General features: G+C 72.4%; 15 protein-coding genes and 1 pseudogene. 10 read left to right on the top strand and 6 right to left on the bottom strand.

The features are described from left to right. Positions 1–5: 5 nt before the first annotated feature. From GC092_RS12135 to GC092_RS12110, 6 genes are all read right to left on the bottom strand, one after another. Complete coding sequence (locus tag GC092_RS12135) at positions 6–677, bottom strand: FadR/GntR family transcriptional regulator (RefSeq protein WP_324012200.1); 672 nt, start codon at positions 675–677, stop codon at positions 6–8. 70 nt (positions 678–747) lie between these two features. Then, positions 748–1,878, bottom strand: coding sequence for an L-talarate/galactarate dehydratase (locus tag GC092_RS12130; protein ID WP_324012198.1), 1,131 nt, complete (start codon positions 1,876–1,878; stop codon positions 748–750). A 208-nt stretch (positions 1,879–2,086) separates the two neighbouring features. Beyond that, on the bottom strand, positions 2,087–3,409 hold the full coding sequence (locus GC092_RS12125) for an enolase C-terminal domain-like protein (protein ID WP_324012196.1): 1,323 nt from the start codon (positions 3,407–3,409) through the stop codon (positions 2,087–2,089). Continuing rightward, positions 3,406–4,995: an aldehyde dehydrogenase (NADP(+)) gene (locus GC092_RS12120; RefSeq protein ID WP_324012194.1), complete on the bottom strand. Its 1,590-nt coding sequence runs from the start codon at positions 4,993–4,995 to the stop codon at positions 3,406–3,408. Before GC092_RS12120 ends, GC092_RS12125 begins: the two co-directional genes overlap by 4 nt. A 14-nt stretch (positions 4,996–5,009) precedes the next feature. Next, positions 5,010–5,945 carry a 5-dehydro-4-deoxyglucarate dehydratase gene (kdgD, locus tag GC092_RS12115; protein ID WP_324012192.1) on the bottom strand — a complete coding sequence of 312 codons (936 nt, stop codon included), beginning with the start codon at positions 5,943–5,945 and terminating at the stop codon, positions 5,010–5,012. Between the two features lie 116 nt (positions 5,946–6,061). Then, positions 6,062–6,946 carry a LysR substrate-binding domain-containing protein gene (locus tag GC092_RS12110; RefSeq protein ID WP_324012189.1) on the bottom strand — a complete coding sequence of 295 codons (885 nt, stop codon included), beginning with the start codon at positions 6,944–6,946 and terminating at the stop codon, positions 6,062–6,064. A gap of 140 nt (positions 6,947–7,086) precedes the next feature. Here GC092_RS12110 and GC092_RS12105 point away from each other — a divergent pair, with 140 nt between their 5' ends. The 10 genes and pseudogenes from GC092_RS12105 to GC092_RS12060 all read left to right on the top strand — a co-directional run bounded on the left by GC092_RS12105 (position 7,087) and on the right by GC092_RS12060 (position 16,556). Further along, positions 7,087–8,073, top strand: a complete 987-nt coding sequence (locus tag GC092_RS12105) for a tripartite tricarboxylate transporter substrate binding protein (protein ID WP_324012187.1) — start codon at positions 7,087–7,089, stop codon at positions 8,071–8,073. Positions 8,074–8,141: 68 nt separating this feature from the next. Continuing rightward, a complete protein-coding gene (locus tag GC092_RS12100; protein WP_324012186.1) occupies positions 8,142–8,654 on the top strand; it encodes a tripartite tricarboxylate transporter TctB family protein in 513 nt (170 codons plus the stop codon). A gap of 14 nt (positions 8,655–8,668) precedes the next feature. Beyond that, positions 8,669–10,180 (top strand): tripartite tricarboxylate transporter permease, encoded by a 1,512-nt coding sequence (locus GC092_RS12095; RefSeq protein ID WP_324012185.1) that lies wholly within the window; start codon positions 8,669–8,671, stop codon positions 10,178–10,180. Next, positions 10,177–10,533, top strand: a complete 357-nt coding sequence (locus tag GC092_RS12090) for a universal stress protein (protein ID WP_324012183.1) — start codon at positions 10,177–10,179, stop codon at positions 10,531–10,533. The genes GC092_RS12095 and GC092_RS12090 overlap by 4 nt, the downstream gene beginning before the upstream one ends. 59 nt (positions 10,534–10,592) lie before the next feature. After that, positions 10,593–12,446: a glutamine--fructose-6-phosphate transaminase (isomerizing) gene (glmS, locus tag GC092_RS12085; RefSeq protein ID WP_324012181.1), complete on the top strand. Its 1,854-nt coding sequence runs from the start codon at positions 10,593–10,595 to the stop codon at positions 12,444–12,446. A 43-nt stretch (positions 12,447–12,489) separates the two neighbouring features. Further along, positions 12,490–12,843 (top strand): annotated as a pseudogene (locus tag GC092_RS12080) (holo-ACP synthase); the annotation flags it as partial. Between the two features lie 131 nt (positions 12,844–12,974). Beyond that, complete coding sequence (gene alr / locus GC092_RS12075; RefSeq protein WP_324012179.1) at positions 12,975–14,096, top strand: alanine racemase; 1,122 nt, start codon at positions 12,975–12,977, stop codon at positions 14,094–14,096. After that, positions 14,093–14,599, top strand: coding sequence for a tRNA (adenosine(37)-N6)-threonylcarbamoyltransferase complex ATPase subunit type 1 TsaE (gene tsaE / locus GC092_RS12070; protein ID WP_324012178.1), 507 nt, complete (start codon positions 14,093–14,095; stop codon positions 14,597–14,599). Before alr ends, tsaE begins: the two co-directional genes overlap by 4 nt. Continuing rightward, the gene (locus tag GC092_RS12065) at positions 14,596–16,092 is read left to right on the top strand and encodes an APC family permease (protein ID WP_271172342.1); all 1,497 of its coding nucleotides are present in this window, start codon (positions 14,596–14,598) and stop codon (positions 16,090–16,092) included. The genes tsaE and GC092_RS12065 overlap by 4 nt, the downstream gene beginning before the upstream one ends. Continuing rightward, positions 16,089–16,556, top strand: a complete 468-nt coding sequence (locus GC092_RS12060) for a GNAT family N-acetyltransferase (protein WP_324012175.1) — start codon at positions 16,089–16,091, stop codon at positions 16,554–16,556. The genes GC092_RS12065 and GC092_RS12060 overlap by 4 nt, the downstream gene beginning before the upstream one ends. The last annotated feature ends 8 nt before the right edge of the window (positions 16,557–16,564 follow it).

Here is a 16,564-nt window from a genome sequence, read left to right as displayed (position 1 = left end):
GGCGCTCAGCCTGCGCGGCGCGCGGCGGAGGCCGCGAGATGGGCGCGCATCGCCGCCGCAGCGGCGAGCGGGTCTCCCGAGCGGATGGCCGCCGCGATCGCGCGGTGCTCGGAGACGACCGCCGCGGCCTCAGCGCTCGCCCGCTCGGAATCGGAGATCCGTGCCGGCGGGAGGACGATGGCGCGCGCACCCATCCGATCGAGCGCGGCCAGCAGGTAGCGGTTGCCTGAAGCCGCCGCGACCGCGCGATGGAAGGCGAAGTCGGCCTCGGCCGACGCGGCCGGCAGCGTCGCGCTCTCCAGGTCGGCCAGGGCCGCGTCGACCGCCGCGAGGTCGGCAGCGGATGGCCGGCGCGCGGCGAGCGCGGCGGCCTCGGTCTCGATCGCGGTACGGAAGGCGTGGAGCTCGTTCCGCTCCGAGGCGTCGCGAGCGGCGAGCCAGTCGTCGCCCGTGACGGGCGCGGGGGGAGTGAGCGCGTAGCTCCCCGACCCGACCCGGGTGCGCACGAGGCCGCGGGACTGGAGCCGCTGGAGCGCCTCGCGCACGACGGTCCGGCTCGCGCCGAACTCGTCGACGAGGCGCCCCTCGCTCGGCAGGCGCTCGCCGGGTGCGATGACGCCCTCGACGATCCGGGCGGCGAGGACGCGGGCGATCTCCTCGGAGCGCGATGTGCTCATCCGCTCATCGTCCCATTCCGCAGGCGGCTCCCGCGGCCATCCGCGCGCATGCCGCGCCCGCGTCCATCCGTCATCGCCCGATCGCGACCGAATCGGTCGTCCAGGCGCGCGCCTGGTCGCTGAAGGTGATGCCGAGGCCGGGGCGGTCGGGCACGATCATGCGGCCGTCGCGCGTCTCGAGGCGCTCCTCGAAGAGCGGGTCGAGCCAGTCGAAGTGCTCGACCCACGGCTCGCGCGGGTAGCAGGCGGCGAGGTGCAGGTGGATCTCCATGGCGAAGTGCGGTGCGAGGTCGAGCCCCGCCTGGTCGGCGAGCGTCATGAGCCGCAGGAACTGCGTGATGCCGCCGACGCGCGGGGCATCGGGCTGGATGATGTCGCACGATCGTGCCGCGATCAGCCGCTCGTGCTCCGCGACGGACGCGAGCATCTCGCCCGTCGCGATCGGCGTGTCGAGGGCGCGCGCGAGATCGGCGTGCCCTTCCGCGTCATAGGCGTCGAGGGGCTCCTCGATCCAGACGAGGTCGTACTCCTCGAGCCGACGGCCCATCCGCAGCGCGGTCGCACGATCCCACTGCTGGTTGGCGTCGACCATGAGCGGCACGGCGTCGCCGACGTGCTCGCGGACGGCGCGCACGCGGCGGAGGTCCTCTGCCGTGTCGGGGAGCCCGACCTTGATCTTGATGCCGCCGATCCCCTCCTCGATCGACCGCGACGCCCGCTCGCGGACCTCGTCGATGGACGCGTTGAGGAATCCGCCCGACGTGTTGTAGGTGCGGACCGAGTCGCGGTGAGCGCCGAGCAGCTTCGAGAGCGGGAGGCCGGCGCGCTTGGCCTTGAGGTCGTAGAGGGCGATGTCGATCGCAGCGAGCGCCTGCGTCGCGACGCCTGAGCGGCCGACGGACGCTCCGGCCCAGAGGAGCTTCGTGTAGAGCTTCTGGATGTCGTTCGGGTCCTCGCCGATGGCCGCCTCGGCGACCTCCTTCGCATGCGCGTACTGCGCCGGGCCGCCGGCTCGCTTGGAGTAGCTGAAGCCGTGCCCGGCGAAGCCCTGCTCGGTCTCGATCTGGGCGATGAGGAAGGCGACCTCGGTCATGGGCTTCTGTCGGCCGGTGAAGACCTTGGCGTCGGAGATCGCGGTCTGCAGCGGCAGGCGGAGCGTCGACAGGCGGATGGTGCGGATGGCGTCGGGCGTGTACGTCACGGGGTTCTCCTCATCGAGCGGATGGCCTGAATCTATCGTACAGATCCATAATCTGTCCAATGAAATACCTCCCGTGTCTCGCTTCGGGTGGGAATGCCGAGGGCATTCCCACCCGAAACGAGACACGGGAGGTGGGGAGGGAAGAGAGGGCGGAAAAGGAAAGGGAGGGGGATGCGGGGGACGGGCGACGGGGTAGGCGGCCTCCGGATCAGCGGACGAGGCAGGGTCGCTTGGGGTCGAACACCCACTCGCGGAGGAGGTACTGCATCGCCACGGCGTCGTCACGGGCGCCGAGGCCGTGCTCGAGGTAGAGCTCGTGCGCGGAGGCGAGCCGATCGCGGTCGATCGTCACGCCGAGACCCGGTGCGTCGGGAACCCGCACCGCGCCATCCCGGATCTGCAGGGGCGCCGTCGTGAGACCCTGGCCGTCCTGCCAGATCCAGTGGGTGTCGAGCGCCGTGATCGCGCCGGGCGCGGCCGCCCCGACGTGCGTGAACATCGCGAGCGACACGTCGAAGTGGTTGTTCGAGTGCGACCCCCACGTGAGATCGAAGTCGGCGCACAGCTCGGCGACTCGCACCGACCCGGCCATCGTCCAGAAGTGCGGGTCGGCCAGCGGGATGTCGACGGCGTTCTCGCGCACGGCGTGCGCCATCTCGCGCCAGTCGGTCGCGATCATGTTCGTCGCCGTGCGCAGCCCCGTGCGCCGTCGGAACTCGGCCATCACCTCGCGACCCGAGAACGGCCCCTCCGCACCGCAGGGATCCTCCGCGTAGGCGACGACACCGCGAAGCCGCTCCCCGAGGCGCACGGCGTCGGCCAGCAGCCACCCGCCGTTCGGATCGAGCGTGATGCGGGCCTCGGGGAAGCGCCGCGCCAGCGCCGTGACGACATCCACCTCGGCGTCGCCGTCGAGCACGCCGCCCTTGAGCTTGAAGTCGGTGAATCCGTACCTCGCCTGGGCGGCCTCCGCGAGGCGCACGACCGCGTCGGCGGTCATGGCCTCCTCTCGGCGCAGGCGCTCCCACTCGTCCGCCCCGTCGGGCTCGCGGAGGTAGGGCAGGTCGGTGCGATCGGCGTCGCCGACGAAGAACAGGTATCCGAGCATCGGCACGCTGTCGCGCTGCTGCCCGGATCCGAGGAGCTCGGCCACGGGCACGCCGAGCTCCTGCCCGTGCAGGTCGAGGAGGGCCGACTCGAGCGCCGTCACGGCGTGGACGGTCGTCCGGAGGTCGAACGTCTGCAGGCCGCGCCCGCCTGCGTCGCGGTCGGCGAACCGTCGGGCGATCTCGCGCAGGAGGGAGCGGAATCGCGCCACGGGCTGCCCGACGAGCAGCTCGCCGGCCTCGGCGATCGTGGCGCGGATGGCCTCGCCGCCCGGCACCTCCCCGAGGCCCTCGCGGCCGTCGGAGTCGGTGACGATCGCGATGTTGCGCGTGAAGAACGGCCCGTGCGCGCCGGACAGGTTGAGGAGCATCGAGTCGTGGCCCGCGACGGGCACGACCTCGACGCGGGAGACGACGGCGCTCATGCGGCACCTCCGGGCTGGAGCACGCCGTCGACGAGGCGCGTGAGGTTCCACGGGTTCGCGTCGCGCAGCGGCGCGGGAAGGAGCGCGTCAGGGAGCCCCTGGTACGCCACCGGTCGGAGGAAGCGCTCGATCGCGAGTGTCCCGACGCTCGTCGTGCGGCCATCCGATGTCGCGGGGAACGGGCCGCCGTGCACCATCGCATGCCCGACCTCGACGCCGGTCGGCCAGCCGTTCGCGAGGATCCGCCCGGCCTTCCGCTCGAGCACGGGAAGGAGCGCCGCCGCGAGCGCGTGGTCCCGTTCGGCGAGCTGGATGGTCGCGGTCAGCTGGCCCTCGAGCCGGCCCGCGGCCGCGGTGAGGTCATCGGCCGCGTCGTATCGGACGACCAGCGATGCGGCGCCGAAGATCTCGGCCTGCAGGGCGTCGTCGGCGATGAACGACGCGGCGTCGACACCGTGGATGACGGGTGCCGGCGCGTTCTCGCCCGCACCCTCGGCGCCGCGGGCGAGCACCTCGACGTCCAGGTGCTCGCGCGCGGCGACCCCCTCGCGCCAGGCCCGTGCCATTCCCGCCGTGAGCATGACCTGCCCCGCGGCCTCGTCGACGAGGCGCGACGTCGCCGCGACGAACCGGTCGCCGGCCTCTCCGCGCGGCACGAACACGATGCCGGGCTGCGTGCAGAGCTGTCCGCTCGAGCCCGTCACGCTCGCGACGTACCCCGTCGCGAGCGCCTCGATGTCGCCATCCAGCGCCCCGGGCAGGATGAAGACCGGGTTCACCGAGCTCATCTCGGCGTACACGGGGATCGGCACGGCGCGGCTCTGCGCCGTCCGGACGATCGCGAGGCCGCCCGCGCGCGAGCCGGTGAAGCCGACGGCCTGGATGGCCGGGTCGGCGACGAGCGCCTGCCCCACCGCGGCGCCGGGCCCGTATACGAGCGAGAAGACGCCGGGGTGCAGGCCTGCCGCGGTGATGGCGTCGACGATCGCCGACGCGACGAGCTCGCTCGTGCCGGGATGCGCGTTGTGCGCCTTGAAGACGACGGGGCAGCCGGCGGCGAGGGCGGAGGCGGTGTCTCCACCCGCGGTGGAGAAGGCGAGTGGGAAGTTCGACGCGCCGAACACCGCCACGGGCCCGAGGGCGACCTTGCGCTGGCGGATGTCGGGGCGCGGGAGCGGCGAGCGGTCGGGCAGGGCGGGATCGACGCGGACGCCGCGGAAGTCGCCCTGCCGCACGACGCGCGCGAACAGCCGCAGCTGGTTCGTCGTGCGCGTCCGCTCTCCGGCGAGTCGGGCCGACGTGAGCCCGGTCTCGAGGGCGGCGCGCTCGATGAGGGCGTCGCCGAGCGCATCGATGCGGTCGGCGACGTCGTCGAGGAACGCGGCGTGCGCCGACGGGTCGAGCGACGAGAACGACGGGAATGCGGCCTCGGCTGCGGCCGTCGCCTCTCCGACCGGGTCGACGTCGAGCAGGGTGTAGGCAGGCTCGAGGCGCTCGCCGGTGAGCGGCGAGACGCCGTGTGTCGTTCCCGCGGTTCCCGGCACGCGTGCGCCGGCGATGAGCGAGTGGCCCGTGAGGGTGGTCATGCGGTTCCTTTCGATCAGACGGCGGCGGGGGCGCGGACGCCCGCGCGCTCGATGAGCGCGGCGAGGTCGGCGAGGTCCTGCTCGGAGAGGTCCTGCAGAGGAGGGCGGACGGGCCCGGCGTCGCGGCCGACGGCGCGCAGCCCTGCCTTGACGATCGAGACGCCGTAGCCGCGGCCTCGATCGCGGATGTCGAGGTACGGCAGCACGAAGCGCGAGAGCTTCTCGGTGACGGCGCCGCGATCCTGCGCGCGCACATCGCGGTAGAACTCGAGCGCGAACTCGGGGAGGAAGTTGAACAGCGCGGACGAGTAGGTGCTCATGCCCATCTGCAGGAGCGGAAGGGCGTAAGTCTCGGCGGTCGGCAGGCCCCCGAGGTAGAAGAGACGGTCGCCGTTGCGCGCGTAGACCTTGGCGAGGTGCTCGATGTCGCCGATCGCGTCCTTGAACCCGATGAAGTTCTCGTGGCGGTCCGCGAGGCGCTCGACCGTCTCCGCGGAGTACACCGCGTTCGCCCGGTTGTAGACGATGATGCCGATCCGCGTCGCGGAGGCGATCGCGTCGACGTGCGCCTCGAGTCCGCGCTGATCGCACTCGGTGAGGTAGGGCGGCAGCACGAGGAGCCCCTCCGCGCCCGCCTCCTCGGCTGCGCGGGCGTTCTCGACCGCCTGCCAGGTGGCGCCGCCGGACGAGGCGAGCACAGGCACCTCAGGGCGGGAGGATTCGACCGCCGCGCGCACGACGGCAGCGGATTCCGCCGGGCTCAGGCTGAAGCCCTCGCCGGTGCCGCCCGCGGCGAACAGCCCCGCGACGTCGTAGCTCGCCTGCCACTCGACGTGCTCGCGGTAGGCGCGCTCATCGAAGGCGAGCTCGCGGGTGAACGCGGTGACGGGGAAGGAGAGGAGTCCATCCTTCAGGTGAGCCGCCAGTTCGGCGGGGGTGAGACGTGCCACGAGTGCTCCTGGAGCCAGTGCCGGCGACCCGGCGACGAACGGGATACCGTCACGCTAGGCGGGGCCCGCCATACCTGTCCAAGCCAAAGAGTGGATAGTTCGATGCTCTCGAGGTATCAGGCGGGCAGGTCGTCCAGGAGGCGGACGACGCGCGCGAGTGCGGGATTCCGGCTCGCGCTGCTCCAGATCGCGTGCAGCTGCACGATGTCGTGAGCGTCCGGGCCGAGGTCGACGTAGGCCACCCCGTCGATGCCGAGCAGGCGTGCCGACTCCGGCACGAACGCGATGCCGCGTCCGGCGGCCACGAGCGCGACCATCGTCGCGATCTGGCTCACGACGTGCACCACCCGGGCGTGGTCGACCGGCAGCATCCGCACCGCGAGGTCGTAGAAGTAGCGCGCCTTCGTGGGGGAGTGCATGATGAGCGGCTCCGTCTGCAGCCGTTCGCGGCTCGGGATGTCCGCGGCCGAGGCGAGCGGATGGCCGGCGGGCACAGCCAGGACGAGATCCTCGGCGAGCAGCAGGCGCGAGTCGAACCGCTCGGGGTCGAACGGCGGCCTCGCGAGACCGAGGTCGAGGGAGCCATCCGCGAGGGCGTCGCGCTGCTCGTTCGTGACGAGCTCCTCGAGCTCGAGCCGGACGTTCGGGAGCGCCTCCGAGATCGCGGTCAGGAGCGGGCCGAGCACGCTGTAGCCGGAGGCGGCGGTGAAGCCGATCCGCACGACCCCGCTGCGGCCGGCTGCGACCTCGCGGGCCGTGGACGGCGCGCGCTGCACGGCCGCGAGGATCTCCCGGCTCTCGCGGAGGAAGGCCTGGCCGGCCTCCGTGAGCGCGACGCTGCGGTTGTCCCGGTCGAGCAGCGTCACGCCGAGGTGCGCCTCGAGCCGCTGGATCTGACGGCTCAGCGGCGGCTGGGTCATGCGGAGGCGCTCCGCGGCGCGTCCGAAGTGGAGCTCCTCGGCGACGGCGATGAAGCAGCGGAGCTGGTCGAGCGTGAACATGATGCCCTGAGGGTATCGCGCTATTCGGAATCTGGCTTGGACGTGCATCCATCCGCCTTCCTAACCTGAGTACCCGTCCCGCATCGGTGTGGACGCCGCGAACGAAAGCGGGCGAGGACGCCCGACCCGAAAGGACCGACATGACCGCCACCCGATTCGCAGGACTCGGCCTCCTGGCCGCCGGCGCGCTCGCCCTGACCGCATGCGGCGGCAACATCGCCTCGGGCGGTGACGCCGAGGAGTTCCCCACCGGCCCGATCACCCTCACCGTCGGTCAGGCGGCGGGCGGATCGACCGACCTCATCGCCCGCGCTGTCGCCGAGGGCATGGCGGAGGAGCTGGGCGTCGCCGTGCCCGTCGTGAACAAGCCGGGCGCCAACGGCGCGCTGGCCACCGAGGAGGTCGCCGCCTCCGAGGCCGACGGGTACAACCTCGTGCTGCTCAACGCGTCGCTCATCACGATCACCCCGCTCGCCGTCAGCGAGGAGGAGGCGGTGAGCCTCGACGACCTCACCGTCCTCAAGGGCCTCTCGCAGGACGACTACGTGCTCGTCGCGAGCACCGCGTCGGGCTTCGACAGCCTCGACGACCTCTCCGGGGCCGAGGACCTCTCGTACGGCACGACGGGCGTCGGCACCGGATCGCAGCTCGCGCAGGCGATCCTCTTCGCGGAGGCCGGCATCGACGGCACGGCCGTGCCGTTCGACTCGGGCTCGCCCGCGCTCACCGCGGTCATGGGCGACCAGGTCCAGGTCGCCACGATCCAGCTCGGCGAGGCCAAGCCGCAGATCGACGCGGGCACGGTCACCCCGCTTCTGACGTTCTCCCAGGAGCGCAACGAGTACCTGCCCGACGTCCCGACCGCGGCGGAGGAGGGCTACGACATCCCCGTCGCCCAGTACCGCGCGGTCGCCGGGCCGAAGGGCCTCCCCGAGAACGTGCAGGAGGCGCTCGTGAGCGCGATCGACGCGGCGCTCGAGACCGACGCGTACCGGCAGCTCAACGAGACCAATCTCCTCACGCCGCACGAGATCTCGGGCGACGAGGTCGTCAGCGAGTGGACCGAGCTCGCCGACACCTACCGCGCGCTCGTCGAGGACAACGGCATCTCGCTCACCGAGGGCTGAGAGCGCGCGCGGCCGGGAGCACCCCCGGCCGCGCGCCCGCCCGCACGACTCCAGGAAGAGGACGCCGCATGGCCGGACTGTTCGCGCAACCCGCGCCGCCGCCGGGCGACACCACGCCCGTTCCGATCGACGACTCGCCGCCCGCGGCCGGACCGATCGCCAACCTCGCCGGCTCCCTCGTCGCGGCCGCGGTCGGAGCGCTCGGCGCCGTGCTCGCGACCTCCCTCGGAATCGGGACGCTCGCGAAGCCCGGGCCAGGACTCTGGCCGCTCGCCGTGAGCGCGGTCGTCGTCATCCTCGCGCTCGCGCAGCTCGTCGCGGGCCGTCACGGCGGCGACGGAGAGAAGTTCATGCGGGCGTCGTGGATGGCCGCTGCCGGCTTCGCGAGTCTCGTCGCGTACGTGGCGCTGCTGCCGGTGATCGGCTTCGAGATCCCGACCCTCCTGCTGGCCTTCCTCTGGCTGCGCGTCCTCGGCCACGAGCGCTGGATCCTCTCCATCGTCGGATCCGTGCTGATCGTCGTCGGGTTCTACCTCGTCTTCGTCGTCGCCCTCAAGACGTCGATCCCCCACCTGCTCTGACCCGCGGAGACACCATGGACTTCCAGCCCGTGCTCGACGGCTTCGCGACCGTCTTCGAGCCCCTCAACCTCCTCTACTGCCTCATCGGCGTGGTCGTCGGCATGCTCGTGGGCGTGCTCCCGGGCCTCGGGCCCGCCGCGACCATCGCCATCCTCCTGCCGCTGACCTACGGCATCGAGCCGGTCACGGCGATCATCATGCTCGCGGGCATCTTCTACGGCGCGCAGTACGGCGGCACGATCACCTCGGTCCTCCTGCGGCTGCCGGGCGAGGCGAGCTCGGTCGTGACGGTCTTCGACGGCTACGCGCTCGCGAAGCGCGGCAAGGCGGGCACGGCGCTCGGCATCGCCGCGATCGGCTCGTTCATCGGGGGCACCGTCGCGATCATCGGCCTCACGGTGTTCGCGCCGATCGTGGCGGGGTGGGCGCTGAGCTTCGGGCCCGCCGAGTACGCGGCGCTCGCTCTGCTCGGCATCCTCCTCGTCGCCACGATCTCGAGCGGCTCGAAGCTCAAGGCGATCATCGCAGCGGGCATCGGCCTGCTCCTCGCCACGGTGGGGCGCGACCCCTTCACGGGGGCCGAGCGATTCACCTTCGAGAGCCTGCAGCTCGCCGACGGCCTCGACTTCGTGCCGATCGCGATGGGCCTGTTCGGGCTCGGCGAGATCCTCTACAGCCTCGAGGAGCGGCATCGCGCGGAGACGCTCGCCCCTGCGCACGTCGCGAACGTCTGGCCCAGCCGCTCCGAGCTGCGGCAGTCGTCGGGCGCGTTCGCGCGCGGCTCCGTTCTGGGCTTCCTCCTCGGTCTCCTGCCCGGGGGCGGAGCGACCATCGCGTCGATGGCGGGGTACGCCGTCGAGAAGAAGCGCGCGAAGGACCCTTCGCGGTTCGGCCACGGCGCGGTCGAGGGCATCGCCGGCCCGGAGACCGCGAACAACGCGGCGGCGACGAGCTCCTTCATCCCTCTCCTCACCCTCGGCATCCCGGCCAACGCGACGATGGCGCTCATGTTCGGCGCGCTCCTCATCCAGGGCGTGACGCCCGGCCCGCAGCTCGTCGACCAGCACCCCGACCTCTTCTGGGGCGTCGTGAACTCGATGTACATCGGCAACGTGCTGCTGCTCATCATGTCGCTGCCGCTCGTGGGACTGTTCGTGCGCATCCTCCGCGTGCGCGCGGCCATCCTCGCCCCCATCACGGCGCTCATCACCCTGATCGGCGCCTACACGATCAACAACTCCGTCTTCGACGTGGCGCTCGTCGTCGGCTTCGGCGCCCTCGGGTACCTCATGAAGAAGTTCGGCTTCGAGCCGGGCCCGCTCGTGCTCGCGTTCGTGCTCGGCTCGCTGCTCGAGTCGAGCATCCGGCGGGCGCTCCTCCTGTTCGACGGCGACCCGACCGGCTTCCTCACCCGGCCGATCTCGGGCGTGCTCATCGTCGTCGCCGTCGTCGTCATCGTGCTGCCGGTCATCCAGTCGGCGATGCGCGCCCGGCGGGGGTCCGCGATCGGGATCGGCCGCCGATGAGCGCGGTGCTCGCCCTGCTCGTGCCGGGCGCGGAAGGCCGCTCGGCGCTCGCCGCAGCCGCGGCCGAGGCGGACCGGCGCGGCTCCCGACTCGTCGTGGCGGGCGAGGAGGCGCTGCTGCGCACCCTCGCCGATGAGCGCGGCTCGTCGGAGAGCCTGCGCGCTGCCCGCACGGTCGAGGTGGAGGCGCCGGCGGACGGCGACGCGCTCGCCTCGATCGTGTCGGACGAGGGGGTCGACCTCGTCGTCGTGGGCATGCGCCGACGCGAGGGAGCCGGCCGGCTGCTCGTCGCGACGCCCGCCATGCGCGCCGTGCTCGCGGTCGACGCTCCCGTGCTCGTCGTGCGCCCGTAGCCGCGCCCGGGGCGGTGGCCTGCCGGGGTTCCCAGGATGGCGTCCCTAGGATTGAGCGCATGTGCGGAATCGTCGGATACGTCGGTCCTCGGGAAAGCCAGGACATCCTTCTCGCGGGTCTTGCTCGGCTCGAGTACCGGGGGTACGACTCCGCGGGCATCGCCGTGATCGACCGGGAGGGGTCGCTGGGGATGCGGAAGAAGGCGGGCAAGCTGGCGCGTCTGCGGGAGGCGCTGGATGAGGCTCCGCTGGGTGCCGGCACGACGGGGATCGGGCACACGCGGTGGGCCACGCACGGCGGTCCGACGGATCTGAACGCGCATCCGCATCTGGCGGATGAGGACCGGCTGGCGGTGATCCACAACGGCATCATCGAGAACTTCTCTGCGCTGAAGGCGGAGCTGGAGGCGGAGGGGTTCTCGTTCCGCAGCCAGACGGACACCGAGGTCGCGGCGGTGCTGCTGGGCCGGGAGTACCGGGCTGCGGGCGGGGATCTGGCTGCGGCGTTCCGGGCGGTGGTGTCGCGGCTGGAGGGCGCGTTCACGCTGCTGGCGATGCATGAGGATCACCCGGGTCTGGTCGTGGGCGCGCGGCGGAACTCGCCGCTGGTGATCGGCCTGGGCGAGGGGGAGAACTTCCTCGGGTCGGATGTGGCGGCGTTCGTGGAGCACACGCGTCGTGCGCTGGCGATCGGGCAGGATCAGATCGTGTCGATCACGCCGGAGGGCGTGTCGGTGACGGACTTCGACGGCGCGGTCGTGGAGGTCGAGCCGTTCGAGGTGTCGTGGGATGCGGCGGCTGCGGACAAGGGCGGCTGGTCGAGCTTCATGGCCAAGGAGGTCTCGGAGGAGCCCGAGGCGGTCGCGAACACGGTGCTGGGTCGGGTGCAGGACGGGCAGATCGTGATCCCCGAGCTGGATGGCCTGGACGGGCTGTTCCAGGGGGTGAGCCGGGTGATCGTGCTGGCGTGCGGGACGGCGTACTACGCGGGTCTGGTCGGGAAGTACGCGATCGAGCAGTGGGCGCGGATCCCGGTGGATGTGGAGCTCGCGCACGAGTTCCGGTACCGCGACCCGATCGTGGGGCCGGAGACGCTCGTGGTGTCGATCAGCCAGTCGGGCGAGACGATGGACACGCTGATGGCGGTGAAGGAGGCCGCGCGTCTGGGCGCGAAGACCCTGTCGATCTGCAACACGCAGGGTGCGACGATCCCGCGGGAGTCGGACGCGATCGTGTACACGCACGCGGGGCCGGAGGTCGCGGTGGCGTCGACGAAGGCGTTCGTGGCGCAGATCACGGCGCTGTACCTGCTCGCGCTGCACGTGGGGCGGGTGCGGGGCGCGCTGTCGGCGGAGGTCGCGGGTGCGGCGATCGCGGAGCTGGAGGCGCTGCCGGAGAAGATCCGGTGGATCCTGGAGAACGAGCAGGAGCGCATCGAGCAGCTCTCGCGGTGGATGTCGGACACGCGGTCGGTGCTGTTCCTGGGCCGTCACGTGGGGTACCCGATCGCGCTGGAGGGTGCGCTCAAGCTCAAGGAGCTGTCGTACATCCACGCGGAGGGGTTCGCCGCGGGCGAGCTCAAGCACGGCCCGATCGCGCTGATCGAGCCGGGTCAGCCGGTGTTCGTGATGGTGCCGTCGCCGCGTCAGGGCGCGACGCTGCACGCGAAGGTCATCTCGAACATCGAGGAGATCCGCGCCCGCGGCGCCCGCGTGATCGCGGTCGCGGAGGAGGGCGACGCGGCCGTGCTGCCCTTCGCCGACGAGGTGCTCCGGGTGCCGCTCGCGGCGCCGCTGTTCGAGCCCATCCTCGCCGTCGTGCCGCTGCACATCTTCGCGATGGGCCTCGCGACCGCGAAGGGCCTCGACGTCGACCAGCCCCGCAACCTCGCGAAGTCGGTCACAGTCGAGTAGGCGCGTCGGAGCGCGCAGCACGGGCACGGCGGAAGGGAGAAGGATGATCGTCGGCATCGGCGTCGACCTCGTCGACATCCCGCGGTTCGAGAGCACGATCATGCGCACGCCGCGCCTGCGCGACCGCCTGTTCACGGAGCACGAGCGCGGCCTGCCGCTGCGCTCGCTCGCCGCGCGCTACGCCGCGAAGGAGGCGCTCATCAAGGCGCTCGGCGGCTCGGACGGCGTGACGTGGACCGAGATCGAGGTCGCCCGGCTCGGCGAGCGCGAGGCGCCGCGATTCGAGCTCACCGGCGCCACCGCGCAGACCGTCGCGTCCCTCGGGATCACGGCGCTGCACCTCTCGCTGTCGCACGATGCGGGGCTCGCGATCGCCTACGTCACGGCCGAAGGGGAGGCGGGCCCTGCCGCGGTCGACGTCGTGAGCGCGGGCGTCGAATCGCCTCTCGACGAGGCGGATGGCGACGAGGCGGATGGCTCGGATGTCGCGGATGGCGCGGGCACGTCGACCGCAGGCGAGACGACCCCGTGAGCGGCGAGGGGCGCGCGCTGCGTGAGGCCGTCATCGATCGCGCGGCGATCGTGCACAACGTGCGGCATCTGCGCGAGGTGACGGGGACGCGCGAGTTCATCGCGGTCGTGAAGGCCGACGGCTACGGCCATGGCGCCGAGACCGCGGCGCGTGCGGCGCTCGAGGGAGGGGCGACGCGGCTCGGGGTCGCCGAGATCCCCGAGGCGCTCGCGCTGCGCGCCGCGGGCATCGACGCGCCCGTGCTCGCGTGGCTGCACGACCCGGTCGAGGACTTCGCCGCCGCGGTGGCCGCGCGGGTCGAGCTCGGCGTCTCGCGCATCCCGCAGCTCGCGGCGATCGCCGCCGCGGCGACCGGCGACGAGGTGCCGCGCGTGCACCTCAAGCTCGAGACCGGCCTCGGGCGCAACGGGCTCGCCCCCGCCGACTGGCCCGCGGCGTTCGCGGAGGCCGCGCGCCTCGCGCAGGCCGGGCGCATCGTCGTCGAGGGCGTCTTCAGCCACCTCTCCGGCACGAGCGAGGCCGACGACCTCGCGCAGGTGCGCGTCTTCGAGGGCGCGCTCGCGCAGGCCGAGGCGGCGGGGCTCTCGCCGCGCATCCGCCACATCGCGGCGACCGCCGCCGCCATCCGCCTGCCCGCCGCCCGCTTCGACGCCGTCCGCGTCGGCGTCGGCATCTACGGGCTCTCGCCGTTCGACGACGCGACGTCGGCCGACCTCGGGCTGCGGCCCGCGATGACCCTGCGCGGCCGGGTGGCGGCCGTGCGCCGCGTGCCCGCCGGCCAGGGCGTCTCATACGGGTACGTCCATCGCACGGCGGGGGAGACGACGCTCGCCCTCGTGCCGCTCGGCTACGCCGACGGCATCCCGCGCCAGGCCTCGAACCGCGCGCCGGTCGTGATCGGCGGGCGCCGGATGCCCGTGGTCGGGCGGATTGCGATGGACCAGTTCGTCGTCGATGCGGGTGACCATCCGGTCGCCGTCGACGACGAGGCGATCCTCTTCGGCGACCCCGCTGCGGGGGCTCCCGCGGTCGAGGAGTGGGCGGACGCGGCGGGCACGATCAACTACGAGATCGTCACGCGCATCGGACCGCGCGTGGCACGGAGGGTGAAGGGATGATCCCCGACGAGCTGCTCGGCACGCACGACGTGCCCACAGCGACCGACATGGAGAACCTCGGCCGCCGCATCGGCGCGCACCTCGAGGCGGGCGACCTCGTCGTCCTGACCGGGCCGCTCGGCGCCGGCAAGACGACGCTCACGCGCGGCCTCGCCGATGCGCTCGGCGTGCGCGGGCCCATCCAGAGCCCGACCTTCGTCATCGCGCGCACGCACCCCTCCCTCGTCGGCGGGGCGCCGCTCGTCCACGCAGATGCGTACCGCCTCTCGTCGGCGCTCGAGCTCGACGACCTCGACATCGACGTCGACGGATCGGTCGTCGTCATGGAGTGGGGGCGCGACAAGATCGAGGGCCTGCGCGAGGTCTGGTGGGACGTCGAGATCACCCGCCCCGTGGGCGGACGCGGCTCCGACACGATGTGCGGCGATCTCTCGCGCGCCTCCGCGGAGCTCGACGCCGACGCGCCGCGGATCGTCGTGATCGAGAAGCGCACCGCCGCATGACCCGCGCCTCTCTCGGCGGCCAGCTCCTGCGCCGCCGCACGATCGGCATGCTCGTCGCCGAGGCCGGGCAGTCGAGCGAGGGATCCGCGACGCTGGGGCGCCACCTCTCGATGATCCAGCTCGCCATGATCTCCGTCGGCGCGACGCTCGGCACGGGCATCCTCGCTCTGCTGGCCGAGCAGATCCCGCATGCCGGTCCCGGCATCTGGATGAGCGTGCTGCTCGCGGCCGTCCCCGCTCTGCTCTCCGCCCTGTCGTACGCCGAGATGGCGGGCGCCGTGCCGGTGTCGGGCTCGAGCTACTCGTACGCGTACGTCACGCTCGGCGAGGGCGTCGCCTGGGTCGTGGGCTGGTGCCTCGTCCTCGAGTACGGCGTCTCGGTCGCCGCGGTCGCATCGGGCGCGGGGCAGTACGTCGACGAGACCCTCGCGATCTTCGGGCTCTCGCTGCCGGCCGCGATCGCCTCGGATCCGTCGGCCGAGGGCGGCGTGTTCAACCTCAGCGCGTTCCTGCTCGTGATCCTCGCGATGGTGCTGCTCCTGCGCGGCGTGCGCGAGGCCGCCTGGATCAACACCGTGCTCGTCGCGCTCAAGGTCGGCGTCCTGCTCTTCTTCTCCGCGGTCGCGTTCACCGCATTCCGCGTCGATCACTTCGACGGCATGTTCGACGCGTTCTTCCCGGGCGTGACGGGCGCCGCGGCCGTGCTGTTCTTCTCGTACATCGGGTTCGACGCGGCCTCGACCGCGGGCGAGGAGGCGCGAGACCCCGCGCGCGACCTGCCGCGCGCCATCCTGCTCGGGATGGGCCTCGTGACGGCCATCTACGTCGTCGTCGCGATCGCGGCGGTCGGCGCGCGCGAGGCGCCGTGGTTCCGCGACCACGGACTCGTGACGGTGCTCGCCGAGGTGACCGGCCAGCCCTGGTTCGGCGTCGTGTTCTCGATCGGCGCGCTCATCGCGTTCGCGAGCATCGTGCTGACCGTGCTGTACGGGCAGACGCGCATCCTCCTCACGATGTCGCGCGACGGGCTCGTGCCGCGCGTCTTCGGGCGCATCTCGCCGACGACCCGCACGCCCGTGGCCGGCACCCTCATCACGGGCGCCGTGATCGCCGTCGCTGCGGGCATCGTGCCCCTCGGCGAGCTCGCGAACGCGACGAGCATCGGGACGTTCGCGGCCTTCACGGTCGTCAACGTCGCCGTCATCGTCCTGCGATACCGCCGCCCCGACCTGCCGCGCACGTACCGCGTGCCGCTCTTCCCCGTCGTGCCCGTCCTCGGTGCCGTGACGTGCCTCGCGCTCATGACGCAGCTCTCGGGCGGCACCTGGATCGCGTTCGGCTGCTGGATGGCCGTCGGCATCGCGATCTACCTCGCCTACGGCCGGAGGCACTCGCGGATCGGGGCGCTCGACGAGCGCGCCTACCGTGCGGCGATCGCGGGCGAGGCGAGCGGCTTCCGCGCCGCGCCCCGCGCTGGCAGACTTCCGGGATGACGCTCACCCTCCGCGATATGGACCCCTCCCGGCTGCCCGCCTGGATCGACCGCAGCCGCGACGCGTATGCCGACGAGCTCATGGCGGCCGGGGAGGCGCCCGACGTCGCACGCGAGAACGCGCAGAAGAGCGTCGAGCGCGCCTTCCCCGACGGGCAGCTCGTCGCCGGCCACCGCGTGTTCGACGTCGTCGAGGGCGACGAGGTCGTCGGGTGGCTGTGGATCGGGCCCGATCCGAGCCCGGATGACACCGCCTGGTGGGTGTGGGACATCCAGATCCACGAGGCGCACCGCGGTCGCGGGCTGGGCCGGGCCGCCATGCAGCTCGGGGAGGAGCACGCCCGCTCGCAGGGAGCGCGGTCGATCGGGCTCAACGTGTTCGGCTCGAACACCGCCGCCCGGCGTCTGTACACGTCGCTCGGGTTCGAGATCAGCGCCATCCGGATGCACAAGACCCTCGACTGAGGGCGCGC

This window comes from Microbacterium sp. JZ37 (assembly GCF_035188445.1).
Taxonomy (GTDB): Bacteria; Actinomycetota; Actinomycetes; order Actinomycetales; family Microbacteriaceae; genus Microbacterium; species Microbacterium barkeri.
Note: the sequence above shows the minus strand (reverse complement) of the source record. Positions and strands in the feature narration are given on the sequence as shown.